Source organism: Azonexus sp. IMCC34842 (assembly GCF_050368855.1).
GTDB classification, from domain to species: domain Bacteria; phylum Pseudomonadota; class Gammaproteobacteria; order Burkholderiales; family Rhodocyclaceae; genus Azonexus; species Azonexus denitrificans_A.
Window position 1 is genome coordinate 3240927 of record NZ_CP178449.1, and the last position, 15982, is coordinate 3256908.

The following is a 15982-nucleotide window of genomic DNA, read 5'->3' on the forward strand; positions in this document are numbered from 1 at the left end:
GACGGCCCCTCCGCCGTTGACCGCTAGACGTTGTACACGACCTCGACATTTTCCGGCTGCAACCAGCCGTTCAGCGCTTCGAGCAAGGCATCGTCAAGCCTGACGCGGGCCGCTTCACCGAGCACGATTTCGCACTCGGCCGTCTCGTTGCGGTAACGAATCCGTACCGCCGCCGGCCCCGGCGCGAAAGGCGTCAGCAGGCTCTTCAGCTTGCGGGCATCGGAATTGCCGTTCATCTTGAGCAGCAGATAACGGGCGAACCTGGCCCGCGCCTCGCCCAGCGTCATCAGCTTGTCGGCGGTAACGCTGTTGCTGCCGGAGAACTCGTCGAACCTGACCTTGCCTTCGATGACCAGCACCTCGTCGGTGACGATCTTGGCGCGCTCGGCCTCGAACAGTTCATTGAAGACGGTCACCTCGATCATCCCGGTACCGTCGTCGAGCTGGACGAAAAGCATCTTGCCGCGCCGGGTCATCTGGGTGCGCACGCCGACCACGACGCCGGCCAGCGTCGTCAGTTCCTTCGACGGCTGCAACTGGTTGAGCGGCCGGCGGACGAAGCGCGACAACTCCTTCTTGCAGGTGTTGTAGGGGTGGCCGGAGAAGAAGAAGCCGAGTGCCGTCTTCTCCTGCATCAGCTGTTCTTTCTCGTCCCAGCGCTTGACCGTGACATATTGCGGCGCATGATCTTCGGCGACATTGCCGATATCGAACAGACTCGACTGCATCGCATTGCGCTCGGCCTGGTCGGCAAAATCCATGGCGATGCCGACCGAGGCAAGCAGCTTGTGGCGATCGGCATCGATGCTGTCGAAGGCGCCGGCCTTGATCAGCGCCTCGGTGGTCCGGCGATTGACCATCCGCTTGTCGCAGCGCTGGCAGAAATCGAACAGATCCTTGAACGGGCCGCCGGCATCGCGGGCGCGCAGGATATCGTTGACCGCCTGCTCGCCGGTGCCCTTGACCGCCCCCAGCCCGTAACGGATGGTGCTGCGGTCGACCGGCTCGAAACGGTAATTCGAGGCATTGACGTCCGGCCCGAGCATCTTGAGCTTGTTGGCAGACCCCACCGCATCTTCATAGAAGATCTTCACCGAGTCGGTATTGTCCATGTCGGAGGACATGGTCGCCGCCATGAAGGCCGCGCAGTGGTGCGCCTTGAGCCAGGCGGTGTGATAGGTGACGACGGCGTAAGCAGCGGTGTGCGACTTGTTGAAGCCGTATTCCGCGAACTTGGTCATCAGGTCGAACAGCTGTTCGGCCAGTGCCGGGTCGTAGCCCTTTTCCTTGGCACCGGCGGCGATCGTCTCGCGGTGCTTGGCCATTTCCTCGGGCTTCTTCTTGCCCATCGCCCGGCGCAGCATGTCGGCGCCACCCAGCGTGTAGCCGCCGATGATCTGCGAGATCTGCATCACCTGTTCCTGGTACACGATGACGCCGTAGGTCGGCGACAGGCAGGCGGTCAGGTCGGGGTGGAAATAATCGATTTTCTGCTGGCCCTTCTTGCGCAGGATGAAGTCGTCGACCATCCCGGAACCGAGCGGACCGGGACGATAGAGCGCGAGCACAGCGATGATGTCTTCGAAACGGTCGGGCGCCAGCTTTTTCAGCAGCTTCTTCATGCCCTCCGATTCAACCTGGAAGATCGCCGTCGTGTTGGCGTCCTTGAGGATCTGGTAGGCGGCCGGGTCGGTGAAGCCTAGGCTCATCAGGTCGAGCTTTTCGCCGGTCATCCGGCGGATGTACTCGACGGCGAGCTCGATAATGGTCAGATTTCGCAGGCCCAAAAAGTCGAACTTGACCAGGCCGACCTTCTCGACGTCGTCCTTGTCGAACTGCGAAACCGTGGACGCATCGCTGCCGGTCGCCTGGTAGATCGGGCAGAACTCGGTGATCTTGCCCGGCGCAATCAACACGCCGCCGGCGTGCATACCGACATTTCGCGTCAAATCCTCGAGTCGACCGGCCAGGTCGAACAGCTCGCGGATGGTTTCGCCGTCGCCGTCGCCTTCCATCATTTCCTTGAGCTGCGGCTCCTGCTCAAGCGCCTCGGCCAGCGATACCGGCTTGTTCTGGACGATCGGGATGAGCTTGGAAATGCGGTCGCACATCGAGTACGGCAGGCCGAAGACGCGGCCGACGTCGCGGATCACCGCCTTCGAGGACATCGTACCGAAGGTGGCGATCTGGCTGACCGCGTCCTCGCCGTAGTGCTGACGGACGTACTCGATGACGCGCCAGCGGTTGTCCTGGCAGAAGTCGACGTCGAAGTCGGGCATCGAGACTCGTTCCGGGTTCAGGAACCGTTCGAAGAGCAGTGCGTAGGCGAGTGGATCAAGGTCGGTAATCAGCAGGCTGTAGGCGACCAGAGAACCGGCACCGGAACCCCGCCCCGGCCCGACCGGCACGCCGTTGGCCTTGGCCCACTTGATGAAGTCGGCGACGATCAGGAAGTAGCCGGGGAAGCCCATCTGGACGATGGTGTTGCACTCGAAGACCAGCCGCGCGTCGTATTCCGGCCGGCGTTTCAGGCGCTCCTCGGGGTCCGGGTACAACTCCGCCAGACGGACTTCCAGGCCCTTCTCCGCTTCATCGATGAGGAATTCGTCGATGGTCATGCCCGGCGGAATCGGGAAGTTGGGCAGGAAGTTCTTGCCCAGCGTCAGCTCGATATTGCAGCGCTTGGCGATTTCCAGCGAGTTTTCCAGCGCTTCCGGCAGGTCGGCGAACAGCGCGACCATTTCGTCCTGAGTCTTGAAATACTGTTCCTCGGTATAGATTTTCGGCCGCCGCGTATCGCCCAGCACATAGCCTTCGGCGATGCAGACGCGGGCTTCGTGCGCCCGGAAGTCGTCGCGGTTCATGAACTGGATCGGGTGCGTGGCGACCAGTGGCAAGCCCGTCTCGCCGGCCAGATCGGCCGTCTGCTGGACGATGGCCTCCTGCTGCGGCTGGCCGTAGCGCTGCACTTCGAGGTAGAAGGCGCCGGGGAAAATCGCTTCCCAGGCCTTGGCACGCTCGCCGGCCAGATCGAAATTGCCGTTGATCAGGGCTTCGCCGATATCGCCGAGATGCGCCCCGGACAGCGCGATCAGGCCGTCGCAGCCGAGCTCGGTGAACCATTCGCGGCGGAGTTCGGCGCGATCCCGCCGCCCCTCGACCAGGTAAGCCTTGCTCAGCAGTTCGCACAATTGCTGGTAACCGGCCCGGTTACGCACCAGTAGCAACAGGCGATAGGCGTCGTCGGGCGATTCCGGGTTGGCGATCCAGACATCCGCCCCGGCCACCGGCTTGACGCCCTTGCCGCGCGCCCCGGAATAGAACTTGACCAGGCCGAACAGGTTGCCGAGATCGGTCAGGGCCATCGCCGGCATGCCGTCGCCGGCGGCCCGCTTGACGGCGTCGCCGAGGCGGACGATGCCGTCGGTCACAGAGTATTCGGAATGGAGGCGGAGGTGGACGTAGCGCGGGGGATTCATGGGCGGCATTTTACCGCGCCAGCCCAACGCCCCCGAAGAGGCGATTACATTTTGTCCGACCATCGGCTAGATTAGCGGCTGCAAAAATCAATAACGGAGACCCTGCATGATCCTCGAAGCCCCCCTCGTCCAGCGCACCGACCGCGCCGACGGCCTGACCACCCTGACCCTGAACCGGCCCGGTCAGTTCAATTCCCTGTCCAAGGACATGCTGAGCGCCCTGCAGACCGAGCTGGACGCCATCGCCGCCGACCCGGCCGTGCGCGTCGTGGTCATCGCCGGCGCCGGCAAGGCCTTCTGTGCCGGCCACGACCTGAAGGAAATGCGCGCCAATCACAGCAAGGAATTCATGCAGGCGCTGTTCAAGCAGTGCGGCGAGCTGATGCTGACGATCACCCGCCTGCCGCAACCGGTGATCGCCCGCATCCACGGCATCGCCACGGCCGCCGGCTGCCAGCTGGTGTCGATGTGCGATCTGGCGGTCGCCGCCGACGTCGCCAAATTCGCCGTCTCCGGCATCAACGTCGGCCTCTTCTGTTCGACGCCGGCCGTCGGCCTGGCGCGCAATCTCGGCCGCAAGGCGGCGCTCGAAATGCTGCTCACCGGCGAATTCATCGATGCCATGGAAGCCAAGGCCAAAGGCCTGGTCAATCGCGTCGTACCGGCCGATGCGCTCGATGCCGAAATCGAACGCCTGGCCCAGGCGATCATTGCCAAGAGCGCCGTCGCCGTGCGCACCGGCAAGGGAATGTTCTACCAGCAACTGGAAATGGGCCTGGTCGAAGCCTACGCCTACGCCGGCGAGGTGATGGCCTGCAACATGATGAGCGAGGACGCCGGCGAAGGCATTGACGCCTTCATGCAGAAACGCCCGCCGCAGTACCAGGGCCGCTGAACCACCGGGCGAGGTAAGCCCCTGGGCGTGCCGCCTTTCGCGAGCGAGCGGCGCGCCCGGTGACATTCCCTGACGAAGCTGGCGGGCAAGCCGGGTAAAATCCCGCCTCATGTCCGCCCTCTCCCCTTCCCGCCAGACCCTGCTGCTCTTCCTGCTTGCCCTCGCCGTGTTGTTGCCCGGCATCTGGGAAGCGACCGGATTGACCGGCAAGGACGAATTCTTCCTCGGCCTGCGCACGCCGATGGAAATGATCGAGGGCAATCACTGGCTGGTGCCTTTTCTCGACGGCGCCCCGCGCATCCGCAAGCCGCCGCTGCTCTACTGGCTCGGCCGCGCCAGCTTCGAAGCCTTCGGCATTTCGCTGGTCACGGCCCGCCTCGTCGGCGTCCTCTTTGCCGCCCTGCTCATCGTCTCGACCGCCGGCATCGCCCGCCGCCTGACCGGCAAGGCCGAAACCGGCTGGCTCGCCGGCTGCATCCTGCTCGGCTGCCTCGGCATGGCCACCGAGGGCCGCCGTTTCATGCTCGACATGCCAGTCGCCGCGCTGTCGGCGGCAGCCTTCTGGGCCGCGCTGGTCTGGCTGGAACGGCGCCGTACCGGCTGGCTGACCCTGGCCACGCTGCTCCTCGTCGCCGGCTTCCTGACCAAGGGGCCGATCGTCGCCCTGGTCTTTGGCGCCGGCTGCCTGGCGCTGCTCTTCAGCGGCCGGCTGCGCTTCGCCGAACTGCGCCCGCACGGTCTGCTCCTGCTCGGCCACGGCCTGCTGGGGGTGCTGCTCGCCCTGCCGTGGTTCTTCATTGTCCGGGCGCTTTACCCGGAGGCGGCCAATCAGGTGCTGACCGACGAACTGGAATCGCGCCAGTTCTTCAACCTGTCGCCCGGCATCGTCCTCGGCCTGCTCAACATCGCCCTGCCCTGGGCCTTCGTCTTCATCGTCAGCGCCTGGAAGCTGCGCCAGGAGCACGGCACCTCGCGCATCACGCTGCTCTGGTTCCTCGCCTCCTTCCTGCCCTTCCTGTTCATCAAGAGCTTCGACCGCTACCTGATCGGCTCGCTGGTGCCGCTGGCCATTTTCCTCGCCGTCGCCCTGCCGCAACTGCGCACCCGCTGGCCGTTCCGGCTCGGCGCGCTGCTCGCGCTGCTGCTCGGCGGCGGGCTGGCCGGCTTCGCTTTCTGGTTCCAGCTCGGCGGCTGGTACTGGCTGATCCTGCCGGCCGCCTATCTGGCCTGGGCCTGGTGGCAGCGGCGCGCCCTCGGGCACACGCTGGCCGCCCCGATGCTGTTCTGGATCGCCGTGCTGTGGGGCGTCTTCCCGGCCATCGGCGTCAATGCCGTGCCGTCAGCCGTCGTCGAACTCGGCCGGGAGCAGCCGGTCGCCATGTTCGACGGCCCGCAACCGGCCATGCTGCCGATACTTTCCCGGCAAACGCACCGCCATTACGCCCGCCTCGACCCGTTCGACCTGGCTGAAATAAGCGCCGGCAAAACCCCGGTCTTCGTCGAAGACAAGGACCTGCCGGCCTTTCGCGCCGCCCTCAACAACGCCGGCTATCGCGCCACGCCGCGCGGCAGTTACCAGACCCTGGCCTCGCACGGCTCCGGCCTGCGCTTTGCCCGCATCGGCGCCCAGTCCGCCGACTGGCAGGCGGCCCTGGCCGGCCGTTCGCTGGCGCCGCTGCTCACCACCGTGCATTGGTTCGAGATCGATAAACCATGATCGTCCGCCCGGAAAAATTGCTCCGCTGGCTCTCGCCGCCGCTTTTCGTTGCCGCCCTGGCCGCCGCTTTCTGGCGCGCCCCGACGCCGCCGGCTCCGGCCTTCGTGCCGCCCCCGGTAGCCACCGCCTCGACATTGCCGGCCGGGTTCGCGACCAGCATGCTGCCGAAGACAGCCGAGTCGGCGCATGCCGCCAGCCTGACCCAACTGCCGGACGGCCGGATTGCCGCCGCCTGGTTTGCCGGCAGCCGCGAAGGCGCCGGGGACGTGGCGATCTGGTTCAGCACGCTCGGCGCGGACGGCTGGCGCCAGCCGATGCCGATTGCCAACCGCGAAAGCACCGCCGGCGGCACCTTCGCCCACGTCCGCAAGGTCGGCAATCCGGTGCTCTACGCCGAGGGGAGCTGGCTGCACCTGTGGTACGTCACGGTCGGCATCGGCGGCTGGGCCGGCAGCGCCATCGCCCATAGCCAATCGACCGACGGCGGCAAGACCTGGAGCAAACCGAGCAAGCTGCAGACTTCGCCCTTCCTCAACATCAGCACGCTGGTCCGCATGCCGCCGCTGCCGCTGGCCGACGGCGGACTCGGCCTGCCGGTCTATCACGAGTTCATCGGCAAGCATGGCGAATGGCTGCGCCTGTCGGCGACCGGCCAGATTGTCGACAAGGTCCGCCTGACGCACGCCCGGAAAACCCTGCAGCCAGCCGTCGTCGCCCTTGATGCGCAGCGCGGCGTGGCAATGCTGCGCGATGCCGGCCCCGGCCAGGGCTACGTGCAGACAGCCAGCACCGCCAATGCCGGGCTTTCCTGGGAAGCCGGCGCCGCGCTGCCGATCGCCAACCCGAACTCCTCGGTCGCGCTGCTCCGCCTGCCGAGCGGCCGCCTGTTGCTGGCCGGCAACCCGGCGCACGGCCGCGAAGCGCTGCTGCTGTGGCTATCGGCCGACGAAGGCAAGACCTGGCAGGCAAGCCGCACGGTCGAAACCGCCGACGACGGCGGCGCCGAATTTTCCTACCCGGCGTTGCTGCTCGGCCGCGACGGCCGCATCCATCTCGCTTACACCTGGCGCCGCCAGAGCATCAAATACGCCACCTTCAGCGAAGCCTGGCTGGATGGAGGACAACCATGAACGCCCTGGCCGCCTACGGCCTGCTGGCCGACGGCCTGATCTTCGGCGCCATCGTCTCGCTGCTGCCGCTCGGCCCGCTGCGCGCCCGCGCGGCGCTGGTCGCCACCGCCGTGGCGCTGATCGGCGGCATCGCCCCGGTCATGCACGGCACCTTCGGGACGCCCTCGCTGACCCTGCTGCAGCTGGTACTGCTGCAACTGGCCGAGCGCAGCCCGTCGCCCTTGTCGTTCAAGCCGGCCCTCGGGCTGCTCATCTTCGTCACCTTGTTTTATCCGGCCGCGCTGGGCTGGGGCGCATTCGACCCCTATGCCCTCGGCTATCAACCGCTGGCCTTGCTCGCCGCGCTGATTCCGCTGGCTGCTGCCTTGTGGTGGCGCCGGCAATACACCTGGCTGATCATCCTGGCAGTCGACCTGGCCGCTTACGCGACCGGCGTTTTCGCCAACCTGTGGGATGTCCTGTTCGATCCGCTGCTGGCGCTACTGGCGCTGAGCATCGTCGCCCGCCAGGGCGTCATCCGGATTATCGCGTCAAGGATTCGCTGATCAACTTGCGGATGCTGCCGGCCTCGAAGGGCTTGTCGCAGATCGCCGAGACACCGGCCCGCTCGACCGCCGCCAAGCGCCCCATGTTCTGCTCGCTGGTCACCATCAGCACCGGCACGCTGTTCTGCCAGCTTTGCGTGCGGATATACTCGGTCAGTTCGCGGCCGTCCATTTCCGGCATGTTGTAGTCGGTGATCACCAGATCGACCATGGTGTCGAGCAGCAGCTCGACCGCCTGCTTGCCATTGACCGCCTCGGTGATCTTCTCGATGCCGAGTTCTTCGAGCAGGCGCCGGAGATGGTGGCGGGAAGCCATGCTGTCGTCGACGATCAGCACGCGCAGCCCTTCGACTTCGGCGATATCGAGATCGGCCGGCGGATTCAGGTAGTCGGCGGCGGCGAACAGGGCGCGCGACAACTGCTGTTCGTTGAACGGCTTGGCGACAATGCTGCAGGCACCGGACTGACGCACCGGTTCGAGCACCTGCGGCCGCGTTTCGCTGGAAATCAGGATGAAGGGGACGGCTTCCAGGTCCTCGTCGAGGCGCATCGCGGAAACCAGTTCGGTGCCTGCCATATCCGGCAGGTAGAGGCTACTGATCACCACCAGCCCGTCGCGCGCCACCTCGGTCATCGCCGCCAGCGCCGCGGCGCCCGAATCGAGCACGGTGATGTGCCGCACCCCCTGGTGTTCGAGCATCCGGCTGACCAGCCCCGCCTGCATGTGCGACGGTTCGACGAGCAGAACGGAAATATCGGCGAGGGAAACGGTGAGGGCCATGCGATCACTCCGAAACGGGGGAATAACCGCACTATAGCAGCGTAGCGCGGACTTTCTGCGCGCTACGCCTGTTCTCCGGACTGTCTTAGCCGCGTAGCCGCCGGGTGATTTCGGCGACGCGCTGTCCGTAGCTTCTGGCGGTATCGAGATCGCCCTGCGGAATTTCCTCGACGCTGGCATCCGACGGCGACTGCACCAGCAGGCCGACCGAACCGCCCAGGCTGTTGATGTCGTTGCGCGTCGACTCTTTCTTGTTGCTCGGCAGCAGGCCGAGGCTGACCCAGATGCCGCCGTGCTGCGAGGCCAGGGTCTGCAGCGCCATCAGCGTCGCGCCCTTGTCGCCAACCGGGCTGGCGCTGTTGGTGAAGCCGGCGAACACCTTGTCCTGCCAGAGGCGGGAGTACCACGGCTTGGACGAGGCATCGGCGAATTTCTTGAACTGCCAGCTCGGGCCGCCCATGTAGGTCGGCGAACCAAAGACGATGGCATCGGCGGCAGCCAGCTTGTCCCAGCCACCTTCCGGCAGATTGCCTTCGGCATCGATGGCGAGCAGTTCGCCGGCGGCGCCTTGGGCGACCTGCTGGGCAACACGCTGGGTATGGCCGTAGCCGGAGTGATAGACGACAACTACCTGGGTCATTTCTGTTTCCTTTAGGTTAGAACACAAAGTCGGGGGTAAAAATCAGTCGTCGGCGGCAACCGGCGGCAGATCGAAAAGCAGGAACTCCGCTTCCTCGCTGGCCACGAAATGCAATTCGCTTTCGTCGGCGATCTTGGCGCCGTCACCGGCGGCCAGGTTTTGGCCGTTCAGCGTCAGGCGACCGCGGACCATCTGCACATACGCCAGACGACCGGCCGCCAGCACCGCATCGATCGCCTCGCCGGGGCCCAGCACGCTGGCCCACAGCCGGGCATCCTGACCGATGGTCGTGCTGCCCTCAGCGCCATCCGGCGAAGCGACCAGCCGCCAGCGGCCGCGCATCTCCTCGATAGCCAGCGGCTGCTGCTCGTAGCTCGGCGCCGTCGCCCGGCGGGCCGGCTCGATCCAGATCTGCAGCAGATGCGTGGCCTCGTCCGCCGAGGGATTGAACTCACTGTGCCGGATGCCGCTGCCGGCCGACATCCGCTGCACTTCGCCGCGCCGGATGATGCCGCCATGGCCGAGGCTGTCCCGGTGCTCGAGGGCGCCGGAAAGAATGTAGGTGACGATTTCCATGTCGCGGTGGCCATGCGTGCCGAAACCGGTGCCGGGCGCCACCCGGTCCTCGTTGATGACGCGCAACGCGCCCCAGCCCATTTCCGCCGGGTCGTGATATTCGGCAAAGGAAAAGCTGTGGCGAGCCAGCAGCCAGCCATGATCGGCGAAACCGCGTTCACCGGAAGGGCGCAGGGTGATCATGGGAACTCCTTGTGAATTTGTGATATAGCTTAGTTGCCATGGTAGGCGTACAGTTCGCAATAAAACAGCGAATTGTTTTGGTCATATCGTTCAATTAAATTCACATGAAGATATCGCTCGATCTGTTGCACATGCTCGACGCCATCGAACGCCACGGCAGTTTCACCGCCGCCGCGGCCGCCCTACACCGCGTGCCCTCGGCGCTGTCGCATGCCATCGCCAAGCTGGAGGACGAACTCGGCCTGGCGCTGTTCCTCCGCGAAGGGCGGCGCGCCACGCTGACGCCGGCCGGCCGCACACTGCTCGACGACGGTCGCCACCTGCTGCGCGCCGCCGACGAACTGGAACGCCGGGTACAACGGATCGCCACCGGCTGGGAAAGCGAGTTGCGCATCGCCGTCGATATGATCATTCCGGCCGAACGGCTGTACCCGGCGATCGGCCGCTTCTACGCCGCCGGCCACAGCACGCAGATCCACCTGGTCTACGAAGTGCTCGGCGGCGTCTGGGATGCGCTGGCTACCGGCCGGGCCGACCTGGCGATCGGGGCGCCCGGCGACCTGCCGGCGCGCAGCGGCATCAGCAACCGCCTGCTTGGCCATACCCGGCTGCTCTTCATGGTCGCCCCGCAGCACCCGCTGGCCACCAGCCCGGAGCCGATTGCGCCGCGCCAACTGATCCGCCACCGGGCGATTGCCATCGCCGACACCTCGCGCGAACTGACCGCCCGCACCTCCGGCCTGCTCGAAGGCCAGGACGTCCTGCGCGTCCCCGACATGCCGGCCAAGGCGGCCGCCCAGGCCGCCGGCCTCGGGGTCGGCCACCTGCCGCGCTGGCTGGCCGAGCAAGAAGCCGCCGCCGGCCGGCTGCTCGAAAAGGAACTCAGCGAACCGCGCCCGGCGATGCCCTACTACCTGGCCTGGCGGACGCGGCATACCGGCAAGGCGCTGCAATGGTTTCTCGCGGAGCTGGCGAAAGACGACGAAATCGCCGCGCTGACCGCCGGCTTGTAAGCATTCCGCCGCCCGGCGAAGCGCCGTTGGCCCGGATAGCGGCCTCTGGCGGTATCCTTGTCGGCCACTCAGGCCACTGCCAAGGAATTCGATGCCCGCCCTGCCCGCCGTTTTGCTCCCGCCGACCGACCCGACGGCCACCGCCGAAATCCTTGCCGCCACGCAGAACTGGCTGGAGCGCGCGGTGATCGGCCTCAATCTCTGCCCGTTCGCCAAATCGGTGCACGTCAAGAAACAGATCCGCTACGCCGTCACTGCCGCCCGAACGGCCGACGAACTGCTCGGCGAACTGGAACACGAACTGCAGCTGCTGGCCGACACCGAGCCGGAAGCCCTCGACACGACACTACTGATCCACCCGGCGGTGCTGGGGGATTTCCTCGACTTCCATTTCTTTCTCGCCGAAGCCGACGCCTTGATCCGCAACCTCGGTTTCGACGGGGTGTTCCAGATCGCCAGCCTGCATCCGCAATACGAATTCGCCGGCAGCGACCCGGACGACATCGACAATTATTCCAACCGCGCCCCATATCCGACCCTGCATCTGCTCCGCGAGGCGAGCATCGACCGCGCCGTGGCGGCCTTTCCGGATGCCGCCGATATTTTCGAGCGCAATATCGAAACCCTGCAGAAACTCGGCCACGCCGGCTGGCGGCGCCTGTGGCTGGACGAGCCGGGCCAGGACTGAAGCCGGCCGGCTTGATTACAATCGGCCAAACACACAAGGAGACGACCGATGGCCAAGACCCCGTTTTGCTGGGAAGACCCGCTGCTGCTCGAGACGCAGCTGACCGCCGAAGAACGCCAGCTGCGCGACGCGGCGCGCGCTTACTGCCAGGACCGGCTGATGCCGCGGGTGCAGCAGGCTTTCCGCCATGAACAGACCGACCCCGAGATTTTTCGCGAAATGGGTGCCCTCGGCCTGCTCGGCCCGACCATCCCGCCCGAACACGGCGGCGCCGGCCTGAACTATGTCAGCTACGGCCTGATCGCCCGCGAAGTCGAGCGCGTCGATTCAGGCTACCGCTCGATGATGAGCGTCCAGTCCTCGCTGGTCATGGTGCCGATTCTCGAATTCGGCTCGCCGGAACAGAAGCAGAAATACCTGCCGAAACTGGCCAGCGGTGAATGGATCGGCTGCTTCGGCCTGACCGAACCGGACCACGGCTCCGACCCCGGCAGCCTGATCACCCGGGCCCGCGCGGTACCTGGCGGCTACCGGCTGTCCGGCAGCAAGATGTGGATCACCAACGCGCCGATCGCCGACGTTTTCATCGTCTGGGCCAAGAACGATGCCGGCGAGATCCGCGGCTTCGTGCTCGACAAGGGCATGCCCGGCCTCTCGGCCCCGGCGATTGCCGGCAAGGTCGGCCTGCGCACCTCGATCACCGGCGAGATCGTCATGGACGATGTCTTCGTCCCGACGGAAAACGAATTTCCCAGCGTGCGCGGCCTGAAAGGGCCGTTCACCTGCCTCGACTCGGCGCGCTACGGCATCGCCTGGGGCGCCCTCGGCGCCGCCGAGTTCTGCTGGCACACGGCCCGCCAATACACCCTTGAGCGCCAGCAGTTCGGCCGTCCGCTGGCCGCCAACCAGCTGATCCAGAAGAAACTGGTCGACATGCAGACGGAAATCACCCTCGCCCTGCAAGGCTGCCTGCGCCTCGGTCGGATGAAGGACGACGGCAGCGCCTCGGTGGAGATCACTTCGATGATGAAACGCAACTCCTGCGGCAAGTCGCTCGACATTGCCCGCACGGCGCGCGACATGCTGGGCGGCAACGGCATCTCGGATGCCTATGGCGTGATCCGCCATCTGGTCAATCTGGAAGTGGTGAATACCTACGAAGGCACGCACGATGTCCATGCGCTGATCCTCGGCCGCGCCCAGACCGGCATCGCCGCCTTCGCCAACTGAGCGGCGCGGCTAGGCGTCAGCCGCCTCGCCGGCTTCGGCCCATTCGATGATCGCCCGCCATTGCTCCAGATCGCGCTCGGCGCGCGACGGCGGCAGATCAAAGATGGTCAGGCCGGCGGCGGCAGTCTGCACGTAGGTCTGCGTATCGCGCAGGTAGGCCAGGACCGGCAGGTCGAAGGTGGCGAAGAAGCGCTCCAGCTCGCCGGCCGCCCGGGTCCGGGCATCGACCCGCATGCCGACCACCGCGACGTCGGCCTTGCCCTTGCGCACGGCCTTTTCGGAAAGCAATTCGGTGAGGAAATGGCGGGTCGCCAGCATGTCGAACATCGACGGCTGGACCGGCACGATGACCCGCGTCGATAGCTTGAGCACCTTTTCCAGCAGCTTGCCGTGCAGCCCGGCCGGCGTATCGAGCACGACATGGCTGGTGCCTTTCGGCGGCCGCAGGATGTTGTCGTGGCCGATATCCCAGGTATCGATACTGGGCAACGAGAAGGGCCGGATGGCCAGCCACTCGCGCGACGATTGCTGGCGGTCGATATCGCCAAGCATCACGTCATGCCGCCGGGCAGCGAAGTAGCCGGCCAGATTGGTCGCCAGCGTGCTTTTGCCGGAACCGCCCTTGGGATTGGCGACGAGAAAGGCTTTCATGTCGGATTTTCCTGCTTGTCGAGAATGTGGCGTACCAGATTGACGTGCTCGCGCAAGGTATAGACCAGATCGGAGAAGCCGAGCGGTACGTGGAGCTGGCTCGCCTCTTCGTCGAGAGCGTCGAGCCGGCTGCGATAGTCGGCCATCTTGGCCGGGTCGAAACGGTGACGGATATCTTCTTCGAGGAACTTCAGTTCGCCGTAGGAACGGAAGATCTTCGAGCGGACGCGCCAGGTGTAGAGCGCCGGCGCCACTTTGAGCAGCGGAATCAGCAAGGCGATGATCGGCACCAGCAGCACGATCAGCCGGTCGAACAGCACGGCCAGCCAGAACGGCAGATAGCGCTGGAGAAATGGCGAACCAGACTGAAAATAGCGCGCCGCCTCGGGCGACAGCGGCAGCAACTGATCCATGTAGGCGGGAAACTCGCCGGCGCTCTGGAAGAAGCCGGACTTCCCGTGCACCTCGCTGACCGCCTGCAGCAACAGGGTTTGCAATGCCGGATGCAGATCGTCGCGGACGATCAGGTTGGCGGTCGGCGCCAGGACCTTGATATCTTCCGGCGGAAAATCGCGCACCAGATCGGCCGCCCCTTGCGGCAAGGTCAGCCGGGTGAGGAACGGAAAGTGCCGCTGGTAAGCGTTGGCCTGGGCAAAGCTCATCACCTTGACGCCGGGCGAGCGCAGCAGCACCTGAACGACCGGCGCGCTCTCGGCGGCGATGATGAAGGCGGCGTCGATCCGTCCCTGCTGCAGCTCTTCGGCGGCGACCAGGCCAGAGAGCGGCAACAGCTTGTCGTTGGTCCGGATTTCGTTGGCCTCGAGCAGGCGCTGCGCCAACTGGCGAATGCCCGAGCCTTCCTGGCCAATGGCAATGCGCTTGCCCTGCAACTGGGTCAGGCGGTCGAGCCGCTTGTCGCCGCGATAGAAAACCCAGACCGGCTCGTAGAAAACACTGCCCAGCGAAAGCAGGCCGGAGTCGTCGGCCTCGTCCGGATCGTTCTTCGGCTCGATGACCCCGCCCTGGACGAAGCCGATCTGCGCTTCGTCGCTTTTCAGACGCGCGATGTTTTCCAGCGAACCGGCCGACGCCTTGACCTCCAGCGTGACGCCGCTGCGCGCCAGAATGGCGGCGTAGCGCTTGGCGAACTGGTAGTAGGCGCCGCTCTCGCCGCCCGTGCTGATGACGATGGTGCGCGGCGGCGCCGGCTGGACGAACTGATAGGCGACGACGAACCCGAGGCCGACGATCAGGAAGATCCACCAGGCAGTGGCGAACAGGTCGCGCAGCGACAGGAGCCCGACCTTGATCCGCCCCATCATGGCAACAGAATGGTCGAACCCGTCGTCTTGCGCGCCTCGAGATCGCGATGCGCCTGGGCCGCGTCGGCCAGCCGATAGGTCTGATTGACTTCGATGCGCACCCGGCCGGCCGCGACGACGTCGAACAGCTCGTTGCCCAGCGCTTCGAGATCGGCCCGCTGGGCGGTGTAGTTCATGATGGTTGGGCGGGTGACGAACAGCGAGCCCTTTTGCGACAGCAGCAGCAGATCGAGCGGCGGCACCGGGCCGGAAGCGTTGCCGTAGGCGACCATCATGCCGAGCGGGCGCAGGCTGTCGAGCGAACCGATAAAAGTATCCTTGCCGACGCCGTCATAGACCACCGGCACGCCTTCGCCGCCGGTAATTTCACGGACGCGCTGGGCAAAATTCTCGCTGCTGTAATTGATCACATGGTCGCAGCCATGCGCCCTGGCCAGTTCCACCTTGGCCGTCGAACCGACCGTGCCGATCACCGTTGCGCCCAGCGCCTTGGCCCACTGGCAGGCGATCAGGCCGACCCCGCCGGCCGCTGCGTGGATCAGCACGGCATCGCCCGGCTGGACACGATAGGTGCGGCGCAGCAGATAGGCCGCGGTCAGCCCCTGCAGCATCATGGCCGCCGCGGTATCGAAGCTGATCGCGTCCGGCAGCTTGAGCAGGCGATGCGCCGGAATGTTGCGCGCCTCGGCATAAGCGCCGACCGGCCCGCCGGCGTAGGCGACACGGTCGCCGACCTTGACCTCGCTGACGCCGGCGCCGACCGCCTCGACCACCCCGGCTCCTTCCAGACCGATACCGGCCGGCAGCGGCAAAGGATAGAGGCCAGTGCGATGGTAGGTATCGATGAAATTGAGACCGACGGCATGGTGACGAACGGTCGCCTCACCGGCGGCCGGGGCGGGAACTGCCACCTCTTCCCAGCACATGACTTCGGGACCGCCGGTCTGGTGGATGCGAATGGCGTGGTTCATGGGGGAGTCTCCTTGCTGGTTATCGGTGATGGTTCCGGCGAAAGGCCGAGGTTATCACTCGGCCGGCCTGCGATCTAGCGCGCCGGACACACCAGGCAATGTGGACTCTTGCCCCTTTGGGGCGGTTGACCGCAACAAGCTCGCGGCAGGGAAATGCTGAC

At 65.8% G+C, this 15982-nt stretch carries 14 protein-coding genes; 7 read left to right on the plus strand and 7 right to left on the minus strand.

The window, feature by feature from the left end:
- Positions 1-23: 23 nt before the first annotated feature.
- Positions 24-3479 (minus strand): DNA polymerase III subunit alpha, encoded by a 3456-nt coding sequence (dnaE, locus tag ACLIKD_RS15330; RefSeq protein WP_428825740.1) that lies wholly within the window; start codon positions 3477-3479, stop codon positions 24-26.
- Positions 3480-3585: 106 nt separating this feature from the next.
- Between dnaE and ACLIKD_RS15335 the strand changes: the two genes are divergently transcribed.
- The 4 genes from ACLIKD_RS15335 to ACLIKD_RS15350 all read left to right on the plus strand — a co-directional run bounded on the left by ACLIKD_RS15335 (position 3586) and on the right by ACLIKD_RS15350 (position 7766).
- The gene (locus ACLIKD_RS15335; protein WP_428825741.1) at positions 3586-4374 is read left to right on the plus strand and encodes an enoyl-CoA hydratase; all 789 of its coding nucleotides are present in this window, start codon (positions 3586-3588) and stop codon (positions 4372-4374) included.
- Positions 4375-4483: 109 nt separating this feature from the next.
- Positions 4484-6091 carry an ArnT family glycosyltransferase gene (locus ACLIKD_RS15340; protein WP_428825742.1) on the plus strand — a complete coding sequence of 536 codons (1608 nt, stop codon included), beginning with the start codon at positions 4484-4486 and terminating at the stop codon, positions 6089-6091.
- On the plus strand, positions 6088-7221 hold the full coding sequence (locus tag ACLIKD_RS15345) for a sialidase family protein (protein ID WP_428825743.1): 1134 nt from the start codon (positions 6088-6090) through the stop codon (positions 7219-7221). Before ACLIKD_RS15340 ends, ACLIKD_RS15345 begins: the two co-directional genes overlap by 4 nt.
- Positions 7218-7766, plus strand: coding sequence for a hypothetical protein (locus tag ACLIKD_RS15350; protein WP_428825744.1), 549 nt, complete (start codon positions 7218-7220; stop codon positions 7764-7766). Before ACLIKD_RS15345 ends, ACLIKD_RS15350 begins: the two co-directional genes overlap by 4 nt.
- On the opposite strand, the gene ACLIKD_RS15355 is transcribed toward ACLIKD_RS15350, so the two are convergent.
- From ACLIKD_RS15355 to ACLIKD_RS15365, 3 genes are all read right to left on the minus strand, one after another.
- Positions 7744-8547, minus strand: a complete 804-nt coding sequence (locus ACLIKD_RS15355; protein WP_428825745.1) for a response regulator — start codon at positions 8545-8547, stop codon at positions 7744-7746. The two genes, ACLIKD_RS15350 and ACLIKD_RS15355, sit on opposite strands and share 23 nt — an antisense overlap.
- 85 nt (positions 8548-8632) lie before the next feature.
- The gene (locus ACLIKD_RS15360) at positions 8633-9187 is read right to left on the minus strand and encodes a flavodoxin family protein (RefSeq protein WP_428825746.1); all 555 of its coding nucleotides are present in this window, start codon (positions 9185-9187) and stop codon (positions 8633-8635) included.
- Between the two features lie 42 nt (positions 9188-9229).
- Positions 9230-9946, minus strand: a complete 717-nt coding sequence (locus tag ACLIKD_RS15365; RefSeq protein ID WP_428825747.1) for a pirin family protein — start codon at positions 9944-9946, stop codon at positions 9230-9232.
- Between the two features lie 104 nt (positions 9947-10050).
- Between ACLIKD_RS15365 and ACLIKD_RS15370 the strand changes: the two genes are divergently transcribed.
- From ACLIKD_RS15370 to ACLIKD_RS15380, 3 genes are all read left to right on the plus strand, one after another.
- Positions 10051-10959 carry a LysR substrate-binding domain-containing protein gene (locus ACLIKD_RS15370; protein WP_428825748.1) on the plus strand — a complete coding sequence of 303 codons (909 nt, stop codon included), beginning with the start codon at positions 10051-10053 and terminating at the stop codon, positions 10957-10959.
- 91 nt (positions 10960-11050) lie between these two features.
- Positions 11051-11647, plus strand: coding sequence for a DUF1415 domain-containing protein (locus ACLIKD_RS15375; protein ID WP_428825749.1), 597 nt, complete (start codon positions 11051-11053; stop codon positions 11645-11647).
- 48 nt (positions 11648-11695) lie between these two features.
- Positions 11696-12877: an acyl-CoA dehydrogenase gene (locus ACLIKD_RS15380; protein ID WP_428825750.1), complete on the plus strand. Its 1182-nt coding sequence runs from the start codon at positions 11696-11698 to the stop codon at positions 12875-12877.
- Between the two features lie 9 nt (positions 12878-12886).
- Here the strand turns inward: ACLIKD_RS15380 and ACLIKD_RS15385 are convergent, their stop codons facing one another.
- The 3 genes from ACLIKD_RS15385 to ACLIKD_RS15395 are packed head-to-tail and all read right to left on the minus strand — an operon-like array spanning position 12887 to position 15821.
- Positions 12887-13528: an AAA family ATPase gene (locus ACLIKD_RS15385; protein ID WP_428825751.1), complete on the minus strand. Its 642-nt coding sequence runs from the start codon at positions 13526-13528 to the stop codon at positions 12887-12889.
- Complete coding sequence (locus tag ACLIKD_RS15390) at positions 13525-14850, minus strand: TAXI family TRAP transporter solute-binding subunit (protein ID WP_428825752.1); 1326 nt, start codon at positions 14848-14850, stop codon at positions 13525-13527. Before ACLIKD_RS15390 ends, ACLIKD_RS15385 begins: the two co-directional genes overlap by 4 nt.
- Complete coding sequence (locus ACLIKD_RS15395; protein WP_428825753.1) at positions 14847-15821, minus strand: quinone oxidoreductase family protein; 975 nt, start codon at positions 15819-15821, stop codon at positions 14847-14849. The genes ACLIKD_RS15390 and ACLIKD_RS15395 overlap by 4 nt, the downstream gene beginning before the upstream one ends.
- Positions 15822-15982 lie beyond the last annotated feature (161 nt).